Origin of the sequence: Mesorhizobium sp. BR1-1-2 (genome assembly GCF_020165435.1) — a bacterium.
GTDB lineage: Bacteria > Pseudomonadota > Alphaproteobacteria > Rhizobiales > Rhizobiaceae > Mesorhizobium.
Genome location: NZ_JAIUID010000004.1, coordinates 95,981 through 116,454, shown reverse-complemented (window position 1 = coordinate 116,454; position 20,474 = coordinate 95,981). Strand labels below are relative to the sequence as shown.

21 protein-coding genes are annotated in these 20,474 nt (G+C 64.7%); 5 read left to right on the top strand and 16 right to left on the bottom strand.

Translation table 11 applies throughout. From position 1 onward, the window contains the following. Window positions 1-127: 127 nt before the first annotated feature. The 5 genes from prmC to LB551_RS10140 form a co-directional block, all read right to left on the bottom strand. A complete protein-coding gene (gene prmC / locus LB551_RS10160; protein ID WP_224659083.1) occupies window positions 128-1,000 on the bottom strand; it encodes a peptide chain release factor N(5)-glutamine methyltransferase in 873 nt (290 codons plus the stop codon). Further along, window positions 993-2,072, bottom strand: a complete 1,080-nt coding sequence (gene prfA / locus LB551_RS10155) for a peptide chain release factor 1 (protein ID WP_140553185.1) — start codon at window positions 2,070-2,072, stop codon at window positions 993-995. The genes prmC and prfA overlap by 8 nt, the downstream gene beginning before the upstream one ends. A gap of 10 nt (window positions 2,073-2,082) precedes the next feature. Then, window positions 2,083-4,353 (bottom strand): phosphoenolpyruvate--protein phosphotransferase, encoded by a 2,271-nt coding sequence (gene ptsP, locus LB551_RS10150; RefSeq protein WP_140553186.1) that lies wholly within the window; start codon window positions 4,351-4,353, stop codon window positions 2,083-2,085. An 80-nt stretch (window positions 4,354-4,433) separates the two neighbouring features. Then, window positions 4,434-5,687 carry an aspartate kinase gene (locus LB551_RS10145; RefSeq protein ID WP_140553188.1) on the bottom strand — a complete coding sequence of 418 codons (1,254 nt, stop codon included), beginning with the start codon at window positions 5,685-5,687 and terminating at the stop codon, window positions 4,434-4,436. 209 nt (window positions 5,688-5,896) lie between these two features. Further along, window positions 5,897-6,469, bottom strand: a complete 573-nt coding sequence (locus LB551_RS10140) for a putative glycolipid-binding domain-containing protein (protein ID WP_224659082.1) — start codon at window positions 6,467-6,469, stop codon at window positions 5,897-5,899. A gap of 212 nt (window positions 6,470-6,681) precedes the next feature. Between LB551_RS10140 and ubiG the strand changes: the two genes are divergently transcribed. Next, window positions 6,682-7,431, top strand: a complete 750-nt coding sequence (gene ubiG, locus LB551_RS10135; protein ID WP_224659081.1) for a bifunctional 2-polyprenyl-6-hydroxyphenol methylase/3-demethylubiquinol 3-O-methyltransferase UbiG — start codon at window positions 6,682-6,684, stop codon at window positions 7,429-7,431. 6 nt (window positions 7,432-7,437) lie between these two features. On the opposite strand, the gene LB551_RS10130 is transcribed toward ubiG, so the two are convergent. Then, window positions 7,438-8,352, bottom strand: a complete 915-nt coding sequence (locus tag LB551_RS10130; protein WP_224659080.1) for a DMT family transporter — start codon at window positions 8,350-8,352, stop codon at window positions 7,438-7,440. A 98-nt stretch (window positions 8,353-8,450) separates the two neighbouring features. Between LB551_RS10130 and LB551_RS10125 the strand changes: the two genes are divergently transcribed. Then, window positions 8,451-8,936 (top strand): MarR family winged helix-turn-helix transcriptional regulator, encoded by a 486-nt coding sequence (locus LB551_RS10125; RefSeq protein ID WP_140558165.1) that lies wholly within the window; start codon window positions 8,451-8,453, stop codon window positions 8,934-8,936. A 4-nt stretch (window positions 8,937-8,940) separates the two neighbouring features. Here the strand turns inward: LB551_RS10125 and LB551_RS10120 are convergent, their stop codons facing one another. Genes LB551_RS10120 through LB551_RS10105 form a run of 4 tightly spaced genes read right to left on the bottom strand, consistent with a single transcriptional unit; the run spans window position 8,941 to window position 11,331 of the window. Then, on the bottom strand, window positions 8,941-9,366 hold the full coding sequence (locus LB551_RS10120; protein ID WP_140553196.1) for a DUF1178 family protein: 426 nt from the start codon (window positions 9,364-9,366) through the stop codon (window positions 8,941-8,943). Continuing rightward, window positions 9,363-10,223 carry a carbon-nitrogen hydrolase family protein gene (locus LB551_RS10115; protein WP_224659079.1) on the bottom strand — a complete coding sequence of 287 codons (861 nt, stop codon included), beginning with the start codon at window positions 10,221-10,223 and terminating at the stop codon, window positions 9,363-9,365. Before LB551_RS10115 ends, LB551_RS10120 begins: the two co-directional genes overlap by 4 nt. 10 nt (window positions 10,224-10,233) lie before the next feature. After that, window positions 10,234-10,503, bottom strand: coding sequence for a glutaredoxin 3 (gene grxC, locus LB551_RS10110; protein WP_224629427.1), 270 nt, complete (start codon window positions 10,501-10,503; stop codon window positions 10,234-10,236). A gap of 27 nt (window positions 10,504-10,530) precedes the next feature. Further along, a complete protein-coding gene (locus LB551_RS10105; RefSeq protein ID WP_224659078.1) occupies window positions 10,531-11,331 on the bottom strand; it encodes a ComF family protein in 801 nt (266 codons plus the stop codon). A 65-nt stretch (window positions 11,332-11,396) separates the two neighbouring features. Here LB551_RS10105 and LB551_RS10100 point away from each other — a divergent pair, with 65 nt between their 5' ends. Further along, window positions 11,397-12,269 (top strand): methyltransferase domain-containing protein, encoded by an 873-nt coding sequence (locus LB551_RS10100; RefSeq protein WP_224659077.1) that lies wholly within the window; start codon window positions 11,397-11,399, stop codon window positions 12,267-12,269. Between the two features lie 27 nt (window positions 12,270-12,296). Here the strand turns inward: LB551_RS10100 and LB551_RS10095 are convergent, their stop codons facing one another. The 5 genes from LB551_RS10095 to argJ form a co-directional block, all read right to left on the bottom strand. After that, the gene (locus LB551_RS10095) at window positions 12,297-12,476 is read right to left on the bottom strand and encodes a Flp family type IVb pilin (RefSeq protein ID WP_140500916.1); all 180 of its coding nucleotides are present in this window, start codon (window positions 12,474-12,476) and stop codon (window positions 12,297-12,299) included. A gap of 109 nt (window positions 12,477-12,585) precedes the next feature. Beyond that, window positions 12,586-12,900 (bottom strand): hypothetical protein, encoded by a 315-nt coding sequence (locus LB551_RS10090; RefSeq protein WP_224629422.1) that lies wholly within the window; start codon window positions 12,898-12,900, stop codon window positions 12,586-12,588. 158 nt (window positions 12,901-13,058) lie between these two features. Beyond that, window positions 13,059-13,481 carry a (deoxy)nucleoside triphosphate pyrophosphohydrolase gene (locus tag LB551_RS10085; RefSeq protein ID WP_140553205.1) on the bottom strand — a complete coding sequence of 141 codons (423 nt, stop codon included), beginning with the start codon at window positions 13,479-13,481 and terminating at the stop codon, window positions 13,059-13,061. A gap of 8 nt (window positions 13,482-13,489) precedes the next feature. Beyond that, the gene (locus LB551_RS10080) at window positions 13,490-14,242 is read right to left on the bottom strand and encodes a GNAT family N-acetyltransferase (RefSeq protein ID WP_140553350.1); all 753 of its coding nucleotides are present in this window, start codon (window positions 14,240-14,242) and stop codon (window positions 13,490-13,492) included. Window positions 14,243-14,271: 29 nt separating this feature from the next. Further along, the gene (gene argJ, locus LB551_RS10075) at window positions 14,272-15,513 is read right to left on the bottom strand and encodes a bifunctional glutamate N-acetyltransferase/amino-acid acetyltransferase ArgJ (RefSeq protein WP_224659076.1); all 1,242 of its coding nucleotides are present in this window, start codon (window positions 15,511-15,513) and stop codon (window positions 14,272-14,274) included. Between the two features lie 384 nt (window positions 15,514-15,897). On the opposite strand from argJ, the gene LB551_RS10070 reads away from it, so the two are divergent. Further along, window positions 15,898-16,497, top strand: coding sequence for a TetR/AcrR family transcriptional regulator (locus LB551_RS10070; RefSeq protein ID WP_140553209.1), 600 nt, complete (start codon window positions 15,898-15,900; stop codon window positions 16,495-16,497). Window positions 16,498-16,560: 63 nt separating this feature from the next. Here the strand turns inward: LB551_RS10070 and LB551_RS10065 are convergent, their stop codons facing one another. Then, a complete protein-coding gene (locus tag LB551_RS10065) occupies window positions 16,561-17,466 on the bottom strand; it encodes a peptidylprolyl isomerase (protein WP_224659075.1) in 906 nt (301 codons plus the stop codon). A gap of 260 nt (window positions 17,467-17,726) precedes the next feature. Here LB551_RS10065 and secA point away from each other — a divergent pair, with 260 nt between their 5' ends. Then, window positions 17,727-20,459, top strand: coding sequence for a preprotein translocase subunit SecA (gene secA / locus LB551_RS10060; protein ID WP_140553212.1), 2,733 nt, complete (start codon window positions 17,727-17,729; stop codon window positions 20,457-20,459). Window positions 20,460-20,474: the final 15 nt, after the last annotated feature.

Genomic DNA, 20,474 nt, shown 5'->3' with positions numbered 1-20,474 from the left:
TGCGCAAGAAGGCAGCTATTTCCAAGGAAAACCGAATCGCTAAGAGCACTGCCTGCTTCGTCTCATCCGGTTAAGGCGACCCTAGCCGCATTCCCCGGCATTGCCAAGCGGTTTTTTTCGCACTGCGTCAAGGCTTTCCCCGTTGAAAGACAAGAACCCTGTCGTTTCCGCCGAGGTCGCCGAACGCACCGGCGACCGTATAGCCGAACGAGCGAAATATACCGGCAACCTCGATGTGCTGTGTGTAGCCGATCTCGACCGCAATTCTGCTTCCGGCTTCCAGAAACTTAGCCGCCTCAGCGGCGATCACCCTGTAAGGGGCCAATCCATCCGCGCCGCCATCCAAGGCCAGACGCGGGTCGAAATCGCGGACTTCATCCTGCAGATTTCCGATGTCTTCCGACTGTATATAGGGAGGGTTTGCGACAATTACATGGTATCGGCCAGAAACTTTTTCGAACCAGTCGGACAGAAGCGCCGTGAACCGGTCGCCAAGCCCCAATTGCGCGGCATTGCGCGTTGCCGTCCTCAACGCCCCTTCCGAAAGGTCGACCCCGGTGGCAATCGCTGCCGGCACGGCGCTGAGCAACGCCAGCGCGATCGCCCCGGTGCCGGTTCCCAGATCGAGGATGCGGCACTCGCCCTCGCGCATGACGGTTGCCCTGACGAAGGGCAGTATGGCCTCGACCAGCGTTTCGGTGTCGGGCCGCGGCTCGAGCGTTTCCGGCGACAGCGACAGCCGCAACCCGTAGAACTCCCGGTACCCCAGGATGCGGTGCACGGGCTCGCCGCCCGCGCGACGGCTCAAGGCGCGGTCGATCTGGACAAGAGCGGCGGCATCGACCGCATGTTCGGGATCGGCAATGGCCTGCGTGCGGGTCGTGCCTGAAAAGTGCTCCACGATCAGTCTTGCATCGAGCGCGGGATCATCGACCGCGGCCAGGCGCGCTCGCGCTGCCCGCAGCAGCGGCCCCAGCGCCTGGGGCAAAGGATCAGCCATCAAGACCGATATCGGCGAGCAGCTTCGACTGGTGATCGGCGATCAGCGCGTCGATGACTTCGTCGAGTTCGCCCATCATCACCCGGTCGAGCTTGTAGAGCGTCAGGTTGATGCGATGATCGGTAACGCGGCCTTGCGGAAAATTGTAGGTACGGATGCGCTCCGAGCGGTCGCCGGAGCCGACCTGCGACTTGCGCGATTCCGAGCGCTCCTCGTCGGCCCTGCTGCGTTCCAGGTCGTAGAGCCGGGCCCGCAGGATCTGCATGGCCTTGGCCCGGTTCTGGTGCTGCGATTTCTCCGCCTGCACCACCATGATGCCTGTCGGTAGATGGGTGATGCGCACCGCCGAATCGGTGGTATTGACGTGCTGGCCGCCCGAACCCGACGCGCGCATCGTGTCGATGCGGATGTCTTCGGCCCGGATGTCGATGTCGACGTCCTCCGCCTCCGGCAGCACGGCCACCGTCGCCGCCGAGGTGTGGATGCGTCCGCTGGCCTCGGTCGCGGGCACGCGCTGCACCCGGTGGACGCCGGACTCGAATTTCAGATGCGCGAAAACTCCCTTGCCGGAAACCGTGGCGATGATTTCCTTATAGCCGCCGGCGTCGCCCTCGCTGGCCGACACCGTCTCGAACCGCCAGCCGCGCGAAGCGGCATAGCGCTCATACATGCGAAACAGGTCACCGGCGAACAATGCCGCCTCGTCGCCGCCGGTGCCGGCGCGGATTTCCAGGATGGCGTTCTTGTCGTCGGCCGCATCCCTGGGCAGGAGCAGGATCTGGATGTCCTTCTGCAACGCCTCGATGCGCTCCTCGACCCCTGGCAGATCCGCCTCGGCGAGCGCCCGCATCTCGGCATCGGTGCCCTTGTCGGCGAGCATCGCCTCGAGATCGGCCTGCTCGTGCTCGGCCGAGCGCAAGGCCCTGACCTTGGCAACCATATCCTGGAGCTCGGCATATTCCGATGCCATCTTCACATAGGCATCCGGCGTTGGGCCGGCCGACATCTGCGCTTCGAGCATTTCGAAACGCTTGACGACTTGATCCATGCGATCGCGGGGAAGGGAGATCATTGTAAAGGTGCTATAACGGAATGGAGCGGTCGTCGGCAAAGGCCTGCAGCAGCGCCCGCATCGGCAACCCCTGGGCCGGCGCCATCAGATTGTCGTCGAAGAACGCTTTCAACGCCTCCAGCGGCAGTTCGGTCAGCATCGCCTTGACCGGACCGATCGAAGCGGGCGACATCGAGATGGAGCGGAAACCAAGGCCGACCAGCGCCATTGCCGAGATCGGCTTGCCGGCGAGTTCGCCGCACAGTGTGACGGGCGTGTGGTTGCGGGCGCCGGCATCGGCGATGGTCTTGAGCACCCGCAGGAACGGCGCCGACAACGTATCGAAGCGGTCGGAAAGCTGCGTGTTGCCGCGGTCGACCGCCATCACGAACTGGAACAGGTCGTTCGAGCCGACCGAGACGAAGTCGACCGCCTTCATCAACTCGTCGAGCTGGAACAGGAGGGACGGCACCTCCAGCATTGCCCCGAGCTTGAGGCTGGTCGGCAAATGATGGGCAAAGCGTGACAGGTGCCGCACCTCGCGGTCGATGATCTCGCGCGCCTGGGCGATCTCGCCGAGTTCGGTGACCATCGGCAGCATCAGCTTGAGCTCCCGCCCGCCGCAGGCTTTCAGCAGGGCGCGGATCTGGGTGCGCAGCAATCCCGGACGGTCCAGCGTCAGGCGGATCGCCCGCCAGCCGAGCGCCGGGTTCTCCTCCTGGATGGCGCCTTTGAAATAGGGCAGCACCTTGTCGCCGCCGATATCGATGGTGCGGAAGGTGACCGGCTTGCCGCGCGCCGCATCGAGCACGTCCCGATACAACCGCTCCTGCGCCTCGGCACGGGGAAAGGTCGAGGCGACCATGAATTGCAATTCGGTGCGGAACAGGCCGATCCCGGCGGCACCCGACTCGGCCAGTTGCGGCAGATCGACGGCAAGTCCGGCATTCATCAAAAGGTCGACCGCAACGCCGTCCTTGGTCACCGACGGCTTCTTGCGCAGTTCGCGGTAGACTTCCTGCCGGCGCGCCCGGAACCGCACCTTTTCGGCATAGGCGGCTTCGAGATCCGACTGCGGACGAAGATGGATCGCGCCTTCCTCGCCGTCGACGATGATGGCATCGCCGTTTTCCGCCATGGAAACGGCGCCCTTCATCTGCCCGGCGACGGGAATGCCCATGGCGCGCGCGACGATGACGACGTGGCTGGTGGCGGCGCCATCCTCGAGCACCAGCCCGCGCAATTTGTCCCGGGGATAATCGAGCAGTTCGGCGGCGCCCATCGAGCGGGCGACGATGATGGCATCCTTCGGCAGCGAGGCGGCGACATCATCAGGCCCGCGTCCCATCAGCTGGCGCAGAAGCCGGTTGGCGAGATCGTCGAAATCGCTCATCCGCTCGCGCAGATAAGGATCGGTCATGTGCAGCATGCGGGCGCGCATGTCGCTCTGCACCTTTTCGACCGCGGCTTCCGCCGTCAGGCCGTTACGGATCGCCTCTTCCAGCCGCCGTACCCAACCGCGGTCATTTGCGAACATGCGGTAGGCTTCCAGCACCTGGCGATGTTCGCCCTCGAAGGCGACATCGCGGCGTTCAAGCATGTCGTCGATGGAAAGCCTGAGCGATCCGAGCGAGGCCTCAAGCCGGCGGACTTCCTCCTCGCTGTCCTCGTTGAACAGGTTGGTGACGACGATGCGCGGCTCGTGCAGCACGACATGCCCGAGCCCGACGCCCTCGTTGAAGGACAGGCCGGTGAAGCTGACCGGGCGGCGCAGATCGAGCTCGAGGCCGGGCCGCGTCAGCCGCGCCAGATCGCCGGTGGCGATCATCTCGGCGATCACCATCGCGGTGGTTTCCAGCGCCTCGACCTCGTCGTCGCGGTAATGGCGCATGGTTTTGTTCTGTACCACCAGCACGCCCAGCGTGCGCCCTGCCCTGAGCACCGGCACGCCGAGGAAGGAATTGTAGATCTCTTCCCCGGTTTCCGGCAGGTAGGCGAAGGCCGGATGTTCCTGAGCATTGGACAGGTTGAGCGGCCGCGCGCTGGCGGCGATCGTGCCGACCAGGCCTTGCCCCAACCTGAGCTGCGCCAGGTGCACCGCGTTCGGGTTCAGGCCTTCGGTGGCGTAGAGCTCGAGCACGGAATCGGCGCGCAGCACATAGAGCGAGCACACTTCGGCGACCATGTTGGAGGCAATGTCGCGCACGATGCGGTCGAGCCGCTCCTGCGGCTCCAGCGGCTCCTGCATGAGCTCGCGGAGCCGTTTCAGCAGAACGCGCGGGCCACTGGCCGGGTCACGCATCGCGGCTTCTTCTCCAATAGGCTTCCTGCCGGCGCAGTTTCGGCCGCCGCCGGCACGCACGCAACAACTGATTCAGTCTGCTACTGCTTATCCAGACCGTAGACGGAATGCAAAGTGCGAACCGCGAGTTCCGTGTAAGGACCGTCGATCAGTATCGAAATCTTGATCTCGGAGGTGGTGATGGCGCGGATGTTGATCGCCTTGTCGGCCAGCGCCTTGAAGGCGGTGGCGGCGACGCCGGCATGGCTTCTCATGCCGATACCGATGACCGAGACCTTCGACATGCCGGCTTCCGACTGGACGACGTCGTAGCCGATATCGGCCTTCAGCCGGTCGAGCACGGCCAGCGCCTTGTCCACGTCTCCGGAGGGCACCGTGAAGGTCATGTCGGTAAGCTTGCCGTCCTCGGAAATGTTCTGGACGATCATGTCTACATTGATGTTGGCCTCGGCCAGCGGCCCGAAGATGCCGGCGGCGACGCCCGGCCGGTCGCCGACACGGCGCAGCGAAATCTGCGCCTCGTCCTTGGCATAGGCAATTCCGGTGACGACCTGCTGTTCCACGATCTCTTCCTCGTCGCAAATAAGCGTTCCGGGCGGATTGAGCAAATCCCCCATTCCGGGCGCGTCGGGATCGTCGAAGGACGACCGCACGAAGGTACGCACCCTGTGCACCATGGCAAGCTCGACCGAACGCACCTGCAGAACCTTGGCGCCGAGCGAGGCCATTTCAAGCATTTCCTCGAACGATATCTTGGCCAGCCGCCGCGCCTTGGGCTCGATGCGCGGATCGGTAGTGTAGACCCCGTCGACGTCGGTATAGATGTCGCAACGGTCGGCTTTGACGGCGGCCGCGATCGCGACCGCGCTGGTGTCGGAGCCGCCGCGGCCAAGCGTTGCGATGCGGTTGTCCGGTCCGATGCCCTGGAAACCGGCGATGACAGCCACCTGGCCCTCGCCGAAGCGCTTGACCAGGAAGGCGCCGTCGATGTCGAGGATACGTGCCGCGCCATGCGCGTTGTCGGTCTTGATCGGGATCTGCCAGCCCTGCCAGGAGCGGGCGTGCACGCCCATGTTCTGCAAGGTGATCGCCAGGAGGCCTGCCGTCACCTGCTCGCCGGACGCGACAACGGCATCATATTCGCGCGCGTCGTGCATCGGCGAGGCTTCGCGCGTCCAGCCGACCAGTTCGTTGGTCTTGCCGGCCATCGCCGAGACCACCACCGCCACCTCGTGGCCGGCATCGACCTCCCGTTTGACGTGACGCGCTACATTGCGGATGCGGGCGATGTCGGCGACGGAGGTTCCGCCGAATTTCATCACGATGCGCGCCATGGAAGCGAAATGCCTTTGACTGAAGCCGGCCCGAGGCCGAAAAACCGAGGAAAGCGCCCGACTGGCGCCGGCCGCTGAATGCGCGGCCTCCTTAGCCAAAACATCCAGGCTTCGCAAGCGACGGCTCATAAGAAGAGCGCCGCGCGCGGGCTGGACTGTACTTCATTTTGCGCAGCGCCCAACCGGCAAGGCGCACACGGCGACGGGCGTCAGCCCGGGCGCACGATGCTTTTCCACAAATGTGGATAGTCGAGCACGAAGCCGAGTGGAGAGACCTCCAGAACCGCCTCATAGCCGAACGCCGGCGCGGCATAGGCATAGCGGGCCGCGTCGAGCCGCCTGTAGGTCTGGTCGAGCCGCGTCATTCTGAGCTCGGGAAAGGCCAGATAGGCGGCCGGCGCGGGCGTCGCCTCGCCGACGGCGAGCGCGAACCGGCGGATCGCCAGGAGGTTCGAAGCCGGCGTGAAGCCGAGGTCGACGTCGATCAGGCCGGCCACCTCCGGCTGCGGCTCGCCATCCAGCGCCCAGGAGCCGTCAGTATGGCGCTCGATCCCCAGGGAAAGCTCTTGCGGGCCGAGAAAGCCCTCGATCCGTGCCGAGCGCGTATGCCAGCCGGCATCGCAATCCACCTCATAGGCGATGCAACACGGCTTGTCGTCTTGCAGGAAGATGGCCTGCCCCTTCAGGCCGGGCCCGCCGGGCCGCTGCGAGAGCATGCAGGAATCGTGACCTTCAAGGTCGAGCCTGCGCCAAAGGATCGATGCGGTCTGAATCACGGCCATCTCCTTTTTTCCACACGATTTTCCTTTTTTCGCACGCCGCCGCTTTTTTGTTTCGGCCGAGGTGCCCCCGAGCTGACATGTCCTGACAGAGAGCCGCCGGCAATACAGGGCGCTTGTCTGCGGTGCCGGCCTCGCACTGTCAGCAGGCGAAAATGCAGCCTTGACTTTCCCTCCCCCACGCCCGACTTGCTAGCGTCCGAGGAGACCAATCGATGCCAGAACCCCGACGATCGACGATCGATGCCGGAGAAGTGGAGCGCTTTTCCGCCCTTGCCGCCGAATGGTGGAACCCGAACGGCAAGTTCCGGCCGCTGCACAAGTTCAACCCGGTCCGTCTTGCCTATATACGCGACCAGGTGGCAGCGCGCTTCGGCCGCGATCCGCGCGCGGCACGGCCATTCGAAGGTCTGCGCTTTCTCGACATCGGTTGCGGCGGCGGCCTGCTGTGCGAACCGATGGCGCGGCTTGGCGCCGAAGTGGTCGGCGCCGATGCTTCCGCCACCAATATCGAAGTGGCCAAATTGCACGCCGCCGAAGTCGGCGTGACGATCGACTACCGCGCCACCACGGCCGAGGACCTGGCCGACTCCGGCGAAAAATTCGACGTTATCCTCAATATGGAAGTGGTCGAGCATGTCGCCGACATCGACCTGTTCGTCGCCAAATGCGGCGAGATGGTCAAGCCCGGCGGCATCATGTTCGTGGCCACGATCAACCGCACGCTGAAGGCGCTAGGGCTGGCCATCATCGGCGCCGAATATGTGCTGCGCTGGCTCCCGCGCGGCACTCATCAGTTCGGCAAGCTGGTGCGCCCGGAAGAGCTGGAAAAGGCGCTCGGCGGCGCGGGCCTGACCGTCATCGACCGCACCGGCGTCGTCTACCACCCGCTCGCCGACCGCTGGCAGCGGTCGAAAGACATGGACGTCAACTACATGGTGCTGGCGGAAAAGGGCACGGTCTGAACCGGCTCACGCCGCCTGACTCTGCGCCCTCGCGCTGGTCCGGCTTTGCGCCTTGGTGGTGATGAACACGCCGGCCGTGATGATGACAGCGCCTGCCCAGGTCAGCAGCTGATAGTGCTCGCCGAGGAAGATCGTGCCGGCAAACAGCCCGATGGCCGCCGCCACATAGCCGATCTGGCTGAGATAGACCGGGCCGCCCACCGCCTGGAGCCGGAAGAAGAACGCGAACATTGCCGAAGCCGACGCCATCTGCGCGACGACCACAAGCGGTACCGCGCCCAGCGGAACAAACGCTTGCCAGCCGAAAAGCGTCAGGATGCCGACGAGAAGCAAGGTCGCCGACGCCAGATGGCTGCCCACGGCAAGCTCGATCGGGCCGGTTCCTTCGGGCCAGTCGACGGTGCGGTAGATGTTGCCGGCGGCAAGGCTGACCGGGATCAGCAATCCGATCGTCACCCAGAAATAATCGGCCGGTTGGCCGGCCTCGCCGCGTGTGAGCGCGACCATGACCGCACCGATGAAGCCGACGGCAATGCCGATCACGCCGATCAGGTTGGGGCGCCGCACGCCAAGCACGATCGAGAATACAAGCGTGATCACCGGCGACAGCGTGAACATGATGCCCGTGTATCCCGCGCCGAGATGCGGGATGGCCGAAAACATCAGGAGGTTTGGAAAGGCATAGGACACTGCCGCCGTGACGAAGAAATAGCGCAGCTTGCGCGCCGTAAGCTTGATGCGCTCGCCACGCAACAGGAGAGCCAGCAACAGCACGCCGCCGGCGCCGAGCGAAATGACGAAGGCCCAGACCATGGCCGGAACGCCGGCGGCGGTCGCCAGCTTGCCGAACGGCAGCGTCAGGCCAAGCAGGCCGCCTGTCACGACCAGCAGGCCAAGTGCCGAATCCCAGAGAAATTTCATCTGATGGTCCTCGTCATCGTCGCCGGCACTTGGCCGCCACTTCATTTTCCGATAAGATACCAGAAAGATTCTTAACGTCAAGATACATGGCGGAACAGATGGACAGGGCGGCAAAAGCGATCGAGCAATGGAACAGGGAGCGGCCGGACCTTGACGTCTCGCCGATGGGCGTGATCGGGCGGTTGAATGAAGCATCCTCGCTGATTGCCCGCGAGCGCCTCGCGCCGTTGTTTGCGCGCTACGGATTGCAGGCCGGCGAATTCGACGTGCTGGCTACGTTGCGCCGCTCGGGCGCGCCCTACGCGCTGACCCCGACCGCCCTTTACGAGGCGACGATGGTGACCTCGGGCGCCATGACCAACCGGCTCGACCGGCTCGAAACCTCAGGGCTGATCGTGCGCGGTCCGCATCCCAACGACCGGCGCGGCATCGTCGTGCGGTTGACTGAAAAAGGTCTCGCTTTGATCGACGAGGCCGTTACTGCCCATGTCGCCAACGAGCACGAGATTCTTTCCGGCCTGACGCAAGCCGAACGGGAAACGCTTTCGCGCCTGCTTGAAAAATTGATCGGCAGCGTGAGTTGACCGCTCAGTTCCGATCCTCCGGAAACACCGGGATCGGCATGAACTCGACGCCGTCCTCGGCCAGGCTCTTGGCTTCCTCCAGCGTCGCCTCGCCATAGATGCCGCGCGGGTCGGTCTCGCCGAAATGGATCTTGCGCGCTTCCTCGGCGAATTTGTCGCCGACATAATCGGCATTCTCGCGAACCTTCTCGGCCATTGCCTTCAGTTGCGCCAGCGCCTGCTTCTGCGCCTCGCCCATGGCGAGCGCTATCGTTTCCTGCTTGCGCGCCGTCGACACGGCCGGCGCCATCAGGGCTTTCTCCACCTTGTGCGAGCCGCAACTCGGGCAATCGACAAAGCCACGCTTCTTCTGCGTGTCGAAATCGTCATTGCTGCGGAACCAGCCCTCGAACTCGTGCTCGTTTTCGCAGGTCAGGGAGAAGCGGATCAAGAGGCCGCTCCCCTGAGACGCGATGTCTCGGACGAACCGGCGTTGACAGCGAAATCCCGCGCATTTCTCAGATTGGGGATCTTCTTGCGCGCCGCCAGCGACTGCGCCGGGTCGATCTCGGCGACGATCACCGCCGGCTCATTGTGCGCCGCCTCCGCGATGACGCGGCCCCAGGGATCGACGATCAGCGAATGGCCATAGGTTTCGCGGCCGTCCTCGTGAAGGCCGCCTTGCGCAGCGGCCACGACATAGGCGCCGTTCTCGATGGCGCGGGCCCTGAGCAGCACGTGCCAATGCGCCTCGCCGGTTTGGCGGGTGAAGGCGGCGGGCACGGAAAGCAGGTCGGCGCCGGCCAGCGCCTCGGCGCGGAACAGTTGCGGAAACCGCAGGTCATAACAGACGGCAAAGCCCAGCTTGGCGCCTTCGAGGGCCGTGACGACCGCCTCGGTGCCGGGCTCGTAGGTCGCGGATTCGCGCCAGCTCTCCCCATTGTCGAGATCGACGTCGAACATGTGGATCTTGTCATAAGTGGCAAGCGTGGCGCCGTCCGGACCGAACAGCAGCGCGCGGTTGGCGAGCTTGCCGTCGGCGCGCAGGATGGCGGTCGAGCCGATATGCAGGTGGACGCCAAGTTCGCGCGCCAGTCTGCGCGCGGTCGCGACGATGATGTCCTTGTCCTCTGAGGTGAAAGACGCGGCCTTCTTGTCGCGCACCAGTGCTCCGGTCATTTCCGGTGTCTGGATGTAGCTGGCCCCCTGGCCGGCTGCCTCGCGCACCAGCCGCTCGAGCTCGATTGCGTTGCGCTCCGGCCTCTCGCCCGAACGCATCTGGATCGCGGCCGCCTTGAAAATACCCATCGTCATATCCTCAATTCGTCGAGCCATTGGCGAGCAACTTGTCCAGCCGGCCTTGCGCCTCCAGCTCGTGGAGGTCGTCGCAGCCGCCGACATGCGTGTCGCCGACGAAAATCTGCGGAAAGGTCGTGCGGCCACGGGCGCGCGAAATCATCTCCTGGCGCAGTTCCGGTGAAAACGACGCGTCATGCTCCGTATAGGCGATGCCCTTGCGCTCGAGCAGCCGCTTGGCGGCCGTGCAGTAGCCGCACATCATGCGTGTATAGATGGTGACGTCGACCATGACGAATTTCCACTGTTTGTCGCCGACTTATATAGTCGTGGACTCGTCGGCCCGAAAGTCCCCCGGCAGCACGCGTGCGAAGGTCAGCACGTCGACGGCGCCGGCCCCTGCTTTTTTCAGCGCCGTGCTGGCGGCGCGAACCGTGGCGCCCGTGGTGTAGACGTCGTCGATCAAAAGCACGCGGCGGCCGGCGATCTCGATTTCCGCTTCGGCGGGCACGCGAAAGGCGGCCCGCACATTGTCCTCGCGCTGTTGCCGCTCCAGCCCGACCTGCTGGCGGGTGAGTTTCACCCGCCGCATGGCGGAAGGTGCGAAAGACAGGCCGCTCAATTCGCAAACGGCGCGCGCCAGTTCGGCCGACTGGTTGAAGCGCCGCCTAAAAAAACGCCGCCAGTGCAGCGGCACCGGCACCACCACATCCGCCTCGGCAATGAGGTCGGCGCCCGCGCGCAGCATCCAGCGCGCCATCCATGGCGCAAGGTCGGTGCGATCCTGGTATTTCAGCCCCTGCACCATCTGGCGGGCGACGCCGGAATAGGCGACGGCCGCCCGCGCCCGCTCGAACGGCGGCGGATCGGCGATCGCCTCGGCGGACAGGAAGCCCTCTCCCATATGGTGGGTGAAGGGCGTGCCCATCACCGGGCACCAGGGCCGCTCCAGGAGGCGCAGCTTCGGCCAGCAGACCCCGCACAGAACGCCAGGCTGCGAGACATGCCTGCGGCAGCCGGCACAGACCGGCGGGAACAGGATGCGCGCCGGCCAGTTCGCCGCCGACCGTGCAAGGTTCCTGATGTCCAGAGGCTTGATCTTGGGCATGGGATCGGCCACGTGGTGGGTGTTGCGCGCGACTATATCAACTCCATCGAGGAATGGACAAACAAGGATCTTCCCGTTTGCTGCCGATAATGGAAACCTCACTGTGGCTGGCGCACAAGCGGCGCGCGCTCGATCATCCGGTCGGCGGCGCGGATTTCCTGATGCAGCGCAGTGCCGACGATCTTGCCGACCGGCTGGGTGCCGTCGAGCGCAGGTTTAGCAAGGCAGCGGTGCTGTTTTGCCAGACGTCGGCCGCGGCCGACATCCTCGCCGCGAGCGGCAAGGTGGCGGATATCGTTCGTGTCGAGGCGGATGCGGCTTTCCTGGGCGATTCCGCCGGCTTGGTAGCGCCGCTGGAAACCGTGCCCTTCGAGCCGCAAAGCCTCGATCTGGCGGTGTCGCTTCTGTCGCTGCAGGCCATGAACGACATTCCCGGCATGCTGGTGCAGATCCGCCGTGCCCTGCGTCCGGACGGGCTTTTCCTCGGCGCCTTCGCCGGCGCCGGCACGCTCGGCGAATTGCGTGAAAGCCTGCTGGCGGCCGAGACCGAGCTTTACGGCGGCGCCAGCCCGCGCGTCATTCCGTTCACCGACGTTCGCGACGCGGGAGCGCTCCTGCAGCGCGCCGGCCTCGCTCTGCCGGTCGCCGATGTCGAGACGGTGACGGTGCGCTATGACAGCCTTTTCAACCTGATGGCCGATTTGCGCGCCATGGGCGAAACCAGCGCGCTTGCCGATCGCAGCCGGCGGCCGGGCACACGCCAGCTGTTCGCCCGCACCGCGCAAATCTACGCCGAGCGGTTTTCGGATCCCGACGGCCGCATCCGCGCAAGCTTTTCGATGGTCTGGATGTCCGGCTGGGCGCCCGATGCATCGCAGCAAAAGCCGCTCAAGCCGGGTTCGGCCAAGATCTCGCTGAAGACTGTGTTGGAGCAGCCCAAGGGGCAATGACAGTGTCCGCGGACGCAGACAGCCAGATCAGGGTGCGAAAGCGTTGGCAAGCCTGCTGCCATTGTCGCTGAACAGCCAGGTGATCGCGTTGAAGACCTGGCTGATGCCGCCGACGATCGTCAGCGACAGTACGGCGACGATCAAGCCGTATTCGACGGCCGTGGCGCCCTTTTCATCGTTCAGGAAACGCAGCAGCACTGTTTTCATCACGTCGATCCCTCTTGCCGGAACCATACCGCCGACCTGTTAAGAAAGGTTAACGGCACAGGCTTAATAGGCGATGAAACCGCCGCCTCTGAAAATGTCTTGGACCCGATCAGCAGTCGCCGCTGGTCCCGCCGTCGGATCGGATGATGCAGACCGAATCGGGCTGCGGCTGCAGCACGCTGCGGCGCACGGTATAGATTTCGCGACGAGTGATCGAACCAGTGGCTGTCATGTCGAGACCGCCGGCAAAATTCCGAGCCGATTGCGAGCGCGTCTGGCTGTCCAGGAAGGGCGTCGCGATCAGGGCCAGCGCCACCGCGGCCGAACCGAACAGCAGCGTGACGCGCAGCACGCCCATGCCCGCATCCGCGGCGCGAAAGCTGCGGTCGGGCCGGATAGAGTCCCATTCCCTTTCAAGGCTCATGCTGTCGCTCCCCAGAAAATCGCCGGCACGGCCGCGACGAGGCAGCCTTGCATCAATTTTTCATGATGAGATAAATCTTCCATTAATACCGTCATGCGGCAATGCTGGCTGTTGCGGCCCGCAGCGCCGCTCGGCCGCAGGCGGGGGGTCTGTTTCGCCTACAGAAGGTCGATCAGGAACGGGATCAGCGGAGCGTCGGCCGGCGGCATCGGGTAGTCGCGCATCTGCTTGGGCCGCACCCATTTCAGCGCCTGCCCCTCCTTCGGCTGGGCGATACCGCGAAAGCGGCGGCAGATGAACAGCGGCATCAAAAGATGGAAATCGTCGTAGCTATGGCTGGCGAAGGTGAGCGGCGCCAGGCACGGGATCTCGGTCTCGATGCCGATCTCCTCATAGAGTTCGCGGATAAGGCATTGCTCCGGCGTCTCGCCGGGCTCGACCTTGCCGCCGGGAAACTCCCAAAGCCCGGCAAGCTGCTTGCCCTCGGGCCGCTGCGCCAGGAGCACGCGCCCGTCGGCGTCGACCAGGGCGCAGGCGGCGACCAGGAGCAGGCGCTTGCCGGCGATCATCACATCATCCATGCCCGATTTCACCCATGAACAGGCGGCCGGCGGTAATGATAGCGATAGACTTCGTTGAAGCCGAGCGAATGATAGAGCGCCAGCGCCGGCACATTGCCGGCCTCGACCTGCAGCCAGGCTTCCCGCGCGCCGCGCAGCCGCGCCCATTTCAGCGCTGACAGGATCAGATTGCGGCCGTGGCCCTTGTTGCGCGCCGACTTGTCGGTGGCGACCTCGAACAGGCCGGCGAGATCGCCATCATGGACGCAGATCAGCGTCGCCAGTGGTTCCGCTCCAGCCTCGAGCGCGAACAACCCGGCCTCGGGCTGGATGGCGCCGATGATCTCCGACAGGCCTGGCCGCAGCGACGCGTCCGAGCCGCTGACCTTGAGCGACGCGCCGATGAAGCGGCTGATGTCCTTCAATGGGATCTGGTCCATGGCGGCGTCGAGCTGCGCATCCGCCAGCGGCAGCCGCATCACCAGCGATTCATCGAACCGGCTCCAACCCTCGCGGTCGAGATGGCTGGCCAGATCCGGACCCGATAGCGGCGACATGCGGAAGGTCAGCGGCCTGCCATAGGCATCGAAACGGCGGCTGGCGCGGCCGATGCGGTCAGCGATGTGCTGGGTGTCGCCGGGATCGAGCGGATTGACCGAGTTCAGCCGCTTGGCCGGATGTCCGGCCGTCAGCCGCACCACCCAGGTGCCATCATAATGGACTGCCGCCGCGGGCCAGGCGCGGAACCCGGCCGCCTCATAGCGGCGCACTGTCGCCAGCATGCTGGCCGGATGTTTGGAAACCAAGTCCGTCAGCTCCGGTAGTCGCCGTTGATGGCGACGTATTCCTTGGTGAGGTCGCACGTCCACACGGTCGCCTTGCCGCGGCCGATGCCGATATCGGCGCGGATGCGGATGTCGTCGCGCTTCATATAGGCCGAGGTCGCTTCCTCCGAATAGGCCGGATCGCGCTCACCCTCATGCGCCAGCCTGTTATCGCCGAACCAGATCGACAGGCGGTCGCGGTCGGCCGGCTCGCCGGCCTTGCCGACAGCCATGACGACGCGGCCCCAATTGGCGTCCTCGCCGGCGACCGCGGTCTTGACCAGCGGCGAATTGGCGATCGAGAGTGCGATGCGCTTGGCCGAGCGTGCCGACTTCGCTCCGGTGACGGTGACTTCGACCTGCTTGCGGGCGCCCTCGCCGTCGCGCACCACTTGCAGCGCCAGCGACTTCAGCACCTTGCCGAGCGCACGGCGGAATGCGCCGAGGCGGGCGTCCTTGGGATCGGTTATCTCCGGTGCGCCGCGTTTGGCGGCCTTTCCGGTGGCGAAGAGCAGCAGCGTGTCGCTGGTCGAGGTGTCGCTGTCGACAGTCACCGCGTTGAAGGTCTTGGCCGTGCCGCGCGACAGCAGATCCTGCAGCACGGGGGCGGTGATCGGCGCATCGGTGGCGACGAAGGACAGCATCGTGGCCATGTCGGGTGCGATCATGCCGGCGCCCTTGGAAATGCCGTTGATGGTGACATCGGTGTCGCCGAGCTTGACGGTCTGCGTCGCCACCTTCGGATAAGTGTCCGTGGTCATGATGGCCTTGGCCGCCTCGGTCCACAGGTCGGGCTTGCCGTTGCTGACCAGACCAGCCAGCAGATGGCTGAACTTGGTTGTGTCAAGCGGCTCGCCGATGACGCCGGTCGAGGCCAGGAACACCTCGCCTGGCGTGCAGCCGGCAGCCTTGGCCGCCGCTTCGCCCGTCAGCGCGGTGGAGTCCCGGCCCTTCTTGCCGGTGAAGGCATTGGCGTTGCCGGAATTGACGACGAGCACCCGGGCCTTGCCCGCGGCAAGGTTCTTCCGGCAGAAATCGACCGGCGCCGAGGGGCATTTCGACTTTGTGAACACGCCAGCGACCGCCGTGCCGGGCTCGAAGACCATGGCCAGGAGATCGGTGCGGTTCTTGTATTTTATCCCCGCTTCGGCGGTGGCGATGCGCACCCCCTCGATCTCAGGCATCTTGGGGTATTTCTTCGGCGCGAGCGGCGAAATCGTGGTGGACATGGAACCTCGGACGGGAAAAGTCGGCGGAGAAACGCCGGTTTGCCCGATACGGCGCGCCCACGCAAGGCGTTTTGGTGGCCGCGTGAGGACCGGAATTGGCCTTGACCGGTTCGCAGCCGGCTCCGTTGCAGTTCGTTGGCGCCGCCCTGCCCAGGTTGCGATCCCTCCCAAGGGCAGCTTCTGACCCTGGCCCTGGTATTCTGGGAGCCGTTGCGACTCGGCGCGGGCGCGCGGCAGGAGTTGGGCAGCACCGATGACCGCCTGCGCATCGTGCAGGAGACATGGCAGGCAAAATGTTCCTGCGTTAGCCGCCAAGAACGAGCCGTTTCGTTTCATCCCCGGATCACTTATATTGCCAGCCTAACCGACGGCGAGGGCGACAGGATGGCCGAAGAGGCGGATACGGCGCGTAAATCCATTGGTGCGCGGCGCAATCCCGACAGCGCGGAAGCCATTCTCGATGCCGCCGAGGCGGTGTTGGTCGAGGCCGGCTATGCTGGCTTCTCGATCGAGGCCGTGGCGCGGCGGGCGCGTGCCGGCAAGCCGACCATCTATCGCTGGTGGCCGAGCAAGGCCTCGCTGCTGCTGGAGGTCTACCAGCGCCAGAAACGCGTCGATGTTCCCGATACGGGAAGGCTGGAAGAGGATCTCGTCGGCTTCCTCAAGAACCTGTTCGCGCACTGGCGCGAGACGTCGTCGGGCAGCGTGTTCAGGTCGCTGATCGCCGAGGCGCAGTCGGACGAAACGGCGGCCGCGGCCCTTGCCGGCTATACAGGCGGGCGCCGGGCCTACACCGGCCAGATCATCGAGCGCGCCAAGGCAAGGGGCGAGGTCGCGGCCTATGTGGATCCGGGTGTGGCCGCCGACCTGGTGGCTTCCTATGCCTGGCGGCAGCTCCTGACCAACCGGCTCGACGAGAACGAGGCGACGATCCGCACGGTGGTCGCCTACCTCCTGCGAGGCATAGAAGGGCCCAACGGCTGAACTGACGCAAAAAGGGCGCGGCGCCCTTTGGCAGCCGCGCCCCTTTTTCGAAACCGTTCTGGCTTACTTGGCGCTTTCCATCGTATCGACGGCCTTCTTCAAATTGGCGTCGGGAATTTCGACCTTGGCATCGGCGCGCAGCGACTTGACCAGTGCGAAATACTTGTCGCGGATGACCGCCTGCTTGGCCTGGTCCTTGACGTCGTCGAAGGCCGGCGGCTGCTTGGTGCGCTTGTCCTCGAGCTTGATGACATGCCAGCCGAACTGTGACTGCACCGGCTGTTCGGTGTATTTGCCGACCTCAAGCGCGAAAGCGGCCTTGTCGAATTCCGGCACCATCTGGCCGGGTCCGAACCAGCCGAGATCGCCGCCGCTGGTCTTGCCGCTCGGATCCGAGGTGTGCTCGTTGGCGAGCTTCTGGAAATCGGCGCCGCCGTCGAGTTGCTTGATGATCGCCTCGGCCTCTTCCTTCGTCTTCACGAGGATGTGACGGGCATGCACCTCGTTGACCGGCGGCGTGTTGGCGATCTCCTGGTCGTAGCGGGCGCGGATCTCGGCGTCGGTGACCTTGTCGACGACGCCTTTCTCGACCATCTCGCCATGCAGCGCGCGCTGCTGCAGGAAGGCCATGCGGCGCTGGAAATCGGGATCCTTGTCGAGACCGGTCGAGACGGCCTTGGCGGCCATGACGCGGATCTCGATTGCGGCCGAAAGCGCCGCGGCGCGGCGTTGCTCGGCCGGGAGTTGCGCGAACTGCTGCGACAGCTCGCCTTCGGCAAGCACGAGATCTGCTTCGGTGAGGGGTTGGCCGTTGACGGTTGCGACCACGGTATTCGGATCGACCGGTGCGGCCGGTGCCGGCTGGGCCGGTGCGGTTTCCTGCGCCATCAGCGGCGACAGGCAAAGAGCCGACAGGCCGACGGCCAAGCCGAGGCTGGCGAGCGACGCACGGCGGAACAACAAGGACATTAAGATGACTCCGATGAGGATGTGAAGGACGGGAGGCTTCCAGATCAGCCAGATTGTGGCCGAATTTGGCGCGACCGGCAGGGCCGGCGCGGCGTTGACATCAGTTGAGCCCCCTCTTATCTGTCCAACGACTTTGCGTCCAGAACCGTTTTCCGGGCGCTTTTTGCGTTGCCCGTATTCAGGCGGCGCATTCACGTGGATTTGATGGGGCCGGCCGGCGCTCGTCTCAAGATTGAGAATTCTATCGAAAGGACCATTGGATGGTCAGTCTCGGCGGTCTCGCCCGTAAGGTTTTCGGCTCCTCCAACGACCGCAGGGTCAAGTCGACCCGGCCCCGTGTCGAGGCGATCAACGCCATGGAAAACGAGATGCGGGCGCTCTCCGATGCAGAACTCGCCGGCCGCACCGAAAAATTCCGCCAGGACATCGCCAACGGCGCCAGCCTCGACGACCTGCTGGTCCCGGCCTTCGCCACCGCCCGCGAGGCGGCGCGCCGTGTGCTCGGCATGCGCCCCTTCGACGTCCAGCTGATCGGCGGCATGGTGCTGCACAATGGCGGCATCGCCGAGATGCGCACCGGTGAGGGCAAGACGCTGGTCGCGACCTTGCCCGTCTACCTCAATGCACTGGCCGGCAATGGCGTCCACGTCGTCACCGTCAACGACTATCTTGCCACCCGCGACTCCGAATGGATGGGCCGCGTCTATAAGTTCCTCGGCCTCTCGGTCGGCGTCATCGTCCATGGCCTGTCCGACGAGGAGCGCCGCGTCGCCTACGCCGCCGACGTCACCTATGCCACCAATAACGAACTCGGCTTCGACTATCTGCGCGACAACATGAAATACGAGCGCGCCCAGATGGTGCAGCGTGGTCACAACTACGCGATCGTCGACGAAGTCGATTCCATCCTGGTCGACGAGGCGCGCACGCCGCTGATCATTTCCGGTCCGCTCGAGGACCGTTCGGAAATGTACAACACCATCGACACTTTCATCATCCAGCTGCAGCCGCAGGATTATGAGATCGACGAGAAGCAGAAGACCTCGATCTTCACCGAGGAAGGCACCGAGAAGCTCGAGAACCTGCTGCGCGACGCCGGCCTGCTCAAGGGCGAGTCGCTCTACGACGTCGAGAACGTCGCCATCGTCCATCACGTCAACAATGCGCTGAAGGCGCACCGCCTGTTCCAGCGCGACAAGGACTATATCGTGCGCAACGGCGAGATCGTCATCATCGACGAGTTCACCGGCCGCATGATGCCCGGCCGCCGCTATTCGGAAGGCCTGCACCAGGCGCTCGAAGCCAAGGAGCATGTGGCGATCCAGCCGGAGAACCAGACGCTCGCCTCCGTTACCTTCCAGAACTATTTCCGCCTCTACAAGAAGCTTTCCGGCATGACCGGCACGGCGCTGACCGAGGCCGAGGAATTCGGCAACATCTACGGCCTCGAAGTCACCGAGATCCCGACCAACCTGCCGGTCATCCGCAAGGACGAGGACGACGAGGTCTACCGGACGGTCGAGGAAAAATACAAGGCGATCGTCAAGGAGATCCGCGAAGCCAGCGCCAAGGGCCAGCCGACGCTGGTCGGCACCACCTCGATCGAGAAGTCCGAGCAACTGGCCGAGCGGCTGCGCAAGGAAGGTTTTAAGGATTTCGAGGTGCTCAACGCCCGCCATCACGAGCGCGAGGCGGCGATCGTCGCCCAGGCGGGCAAGCCCGGCGCCATCACCATCGCCACCAACATGGCCGGCCGCGGCACCGACATCAAGCTCGGCGGCAATGCCGAGATGCGCATCGCCGAGGAACTGGGCGACATGCCTGAAGGGCCCGAGCGCGAGGCGCGGGAAAAGGAAATCTATGCCGACGTCGAGCGCCTGAAGGAAAAGGCGCTGGCCGCCGGCGGCCTCTACGTGCTCGCCACCGAACGCCATGAATCACGCCGCATCGACAACCAGTTGCGCGGCCGCTCCGGTCGCCAGGGCGATCCCGGCCGCTCGAAATTCTTCCTGTCGCTGCAGGACGATCTGATGCGCATCTTCGGCTCCGAGCGCATGGACGGCATGCTGCAGAAGCTCGGCCTCAAGGAAGACGAGGCCATCATACATCCCTGGATCAACAAGGCGCTGGAAAAGGCGCAGAAGAAGGTCGAGGCGCGCAACTTCGACATCCGCAAGAATCTTCTGAAATATGACGACGTTTCCAACGACCAGCGCAAGGTTGTGTTCGAACAGCGCATCGAATTGATGGACGGCGAAGGCCTGTCGGAGACCATTGCCGAGATGCGCGAAGGCGTCATCGACGAGATCGTCGCCAAGGCCATTCCCGAGAACGCCTATGCCGAGCAGTGGGATGTCGCCGGCCTGAAGGCCGAGGTCGCCGAGTTCCTCAATCTCGACCTGCCGATCGAGGAGTGGGTCAAGGAAGAAGGCATCGCCGAGGACGACATTCGCGAGCGCATCACGCAAGCCGCCGACGCCGCCGCCAAGGAGCGCGCCGAGCGCTTCGGGCCTGAGGTGATGACCTATGTCGAGCGTTCGGTGGTGCTGCAGACGCTCGACCATCTGTGGCGCGAGCACATCGTCAACCTCGACCATCTGCGTTCGGTCGTCGGCTTCCGCGGCTACGCCCAGCGCGATCCTTTGCAGGAATACAAGAGCGAGGCGTTCGAGCTGTTCCAGGCGATGCTGGGCAATCTGCGCCAGGCCGTCACCGCGCAGCTGATGCGCGTCGAGCTGGTCCGCCAGGCTGCCGAGGCCCCGCCGCCGGAAGCCCCCGACATGTTCGGCACGCATATTGACGGCACCACCGGCGAGAACGATTTCGAAGGCGGCGAAACCGCCCTTCTGGTGCGCCAGGAAAGCAACGCCATCGTCGCCCCCGAAGACCGCGACCCCAACAATCCCGCCACCTGGGGCAAGGTCGGCCGCAACGAAGCGTGCCCCTGCGGCTCCGGCAAGAAATACAAGCACTGCCACGGCGCTTTCGCGTAAGGAAAACCTGCGCGG

Coding starts and splice junctions, on each gene's coding strand:
- prmC (WP_224659083.1), bottom strand. CDS start 1,000: ATGGCTGATCCTTTGCCCCAGGCGCTGGGGCCGCTGCTGCGGGCAGCG.
- prfA (WP_140553185.1), bottom strand. CDS start 2,072: ATGATCTCCCTTCCCCGCGATCGCATGGATCAAGTCGTCAAGCGTTTC.
- ptsP (WP_140553186.1), bottom strand. CDS start 4,353: ATGCGTGACCCGGCCAGTGGCCCGCGCGTTCTGCTGAAACGGCTCCGC.
- LB551_RS10145 (WP_140553188.1), bottom strand. CDS start 5,687: ATGGCGCGCATCGTGATGAAATTCGGCGGAACCTCCGTCGCCGACATC.
- LB551_RS10140 (WP_224659082.1), bottom strand. CDS start 6,469: ATGGCCGTGATTCAGACCGCATCGATCCTTTGGCGCAGGCTCGACCTT.
- ubiG (WP_224659081.1), top strand. CDS start 6,682: ATGCCAGAACCCCGACGATCGACGATCGATGCCGGAGAAGTGGAGCGC.
- LB551_RS10130 (WP_224659080.1), bottom strand. CDS start 8,352: ATGAAATTTCTCTGGGATTCGGCACTTGGCCTGCTGGTCGTGACAGGC.
- LB551_RS10125 (WP_140558165.1), top strand. CDS start 8,451: ATGGACAGGGCGGCAAAAGCGATCGAGCAATGGAACAGGGAGCGGCCG.
- LB551_RS10115 (WP_224659079.1), bottom strand. CDS start 10,223: ATGGGTATTTTCAAGGCGGCCGCGATCCAGATGCGTTCGGGCGAGAGG.
- grxC (WP_224629427.1), bottom strand. CDS start 10,503: ATGGTCGACGTCACCATCTATACACGCATGATGTGCGGCTACTGCACG.
- LB551_RS10095 (WP_140500916.1), bottom strand. CDS start 12,476: ATGAAAACAGTGCTGCTGCGTTTCCTGAACGATGAAAAGGGCGCCACG.
- LB551_RS10090 (WP_224629422.1), bottom strand. CDS start 12,900: ATGAGCCTTGAAAGGGAATGGGACTCTATCCGGCCCGACCGCAGCTTT.
- LB551_RS10085 (WP_140553205.1), bottom strand. CDS start 13,481: ATGGATGATGTGATGATCGCCGGCAAGCGCCTGCTCCTGGTCGCCGCC.
- LB551_RS10080 (WP_140553350.1), bottom strand. CDS start 14,242: ATGCTGGCGACAGTGCGCCGCTATGAGGCGGCCGGGTTCCGCGCCTGG.
- argJ (WP_224659076.1), bottom strand. CDS start 15,513: ATGTCCACCACGATTTCGCCGCTCGCGCCGAAGAAATACCCCAAGATG.
- LB551_RS10070 (WP_140553209.1), top strand. CDS start 15,898: ATGGCCGAAGAGGCGGATACGGCGCGTAAATCCATTGGTGCGCGGCGC.
- LB551_RS10065 (WP_224659075.1), bottom strand. CDS start 17,466: ATGTCCTTGTTGTTCCGCCGTGCGTCGCTCGCCAGCCTCGGCTTGGCC.
- secA (WP_140553212.1), top strand. CDS start 17,727: ATGGTCAGTCTCGGCGGTCTCGCCCGTAAGGTTTTCGGCTCCTCCAAC.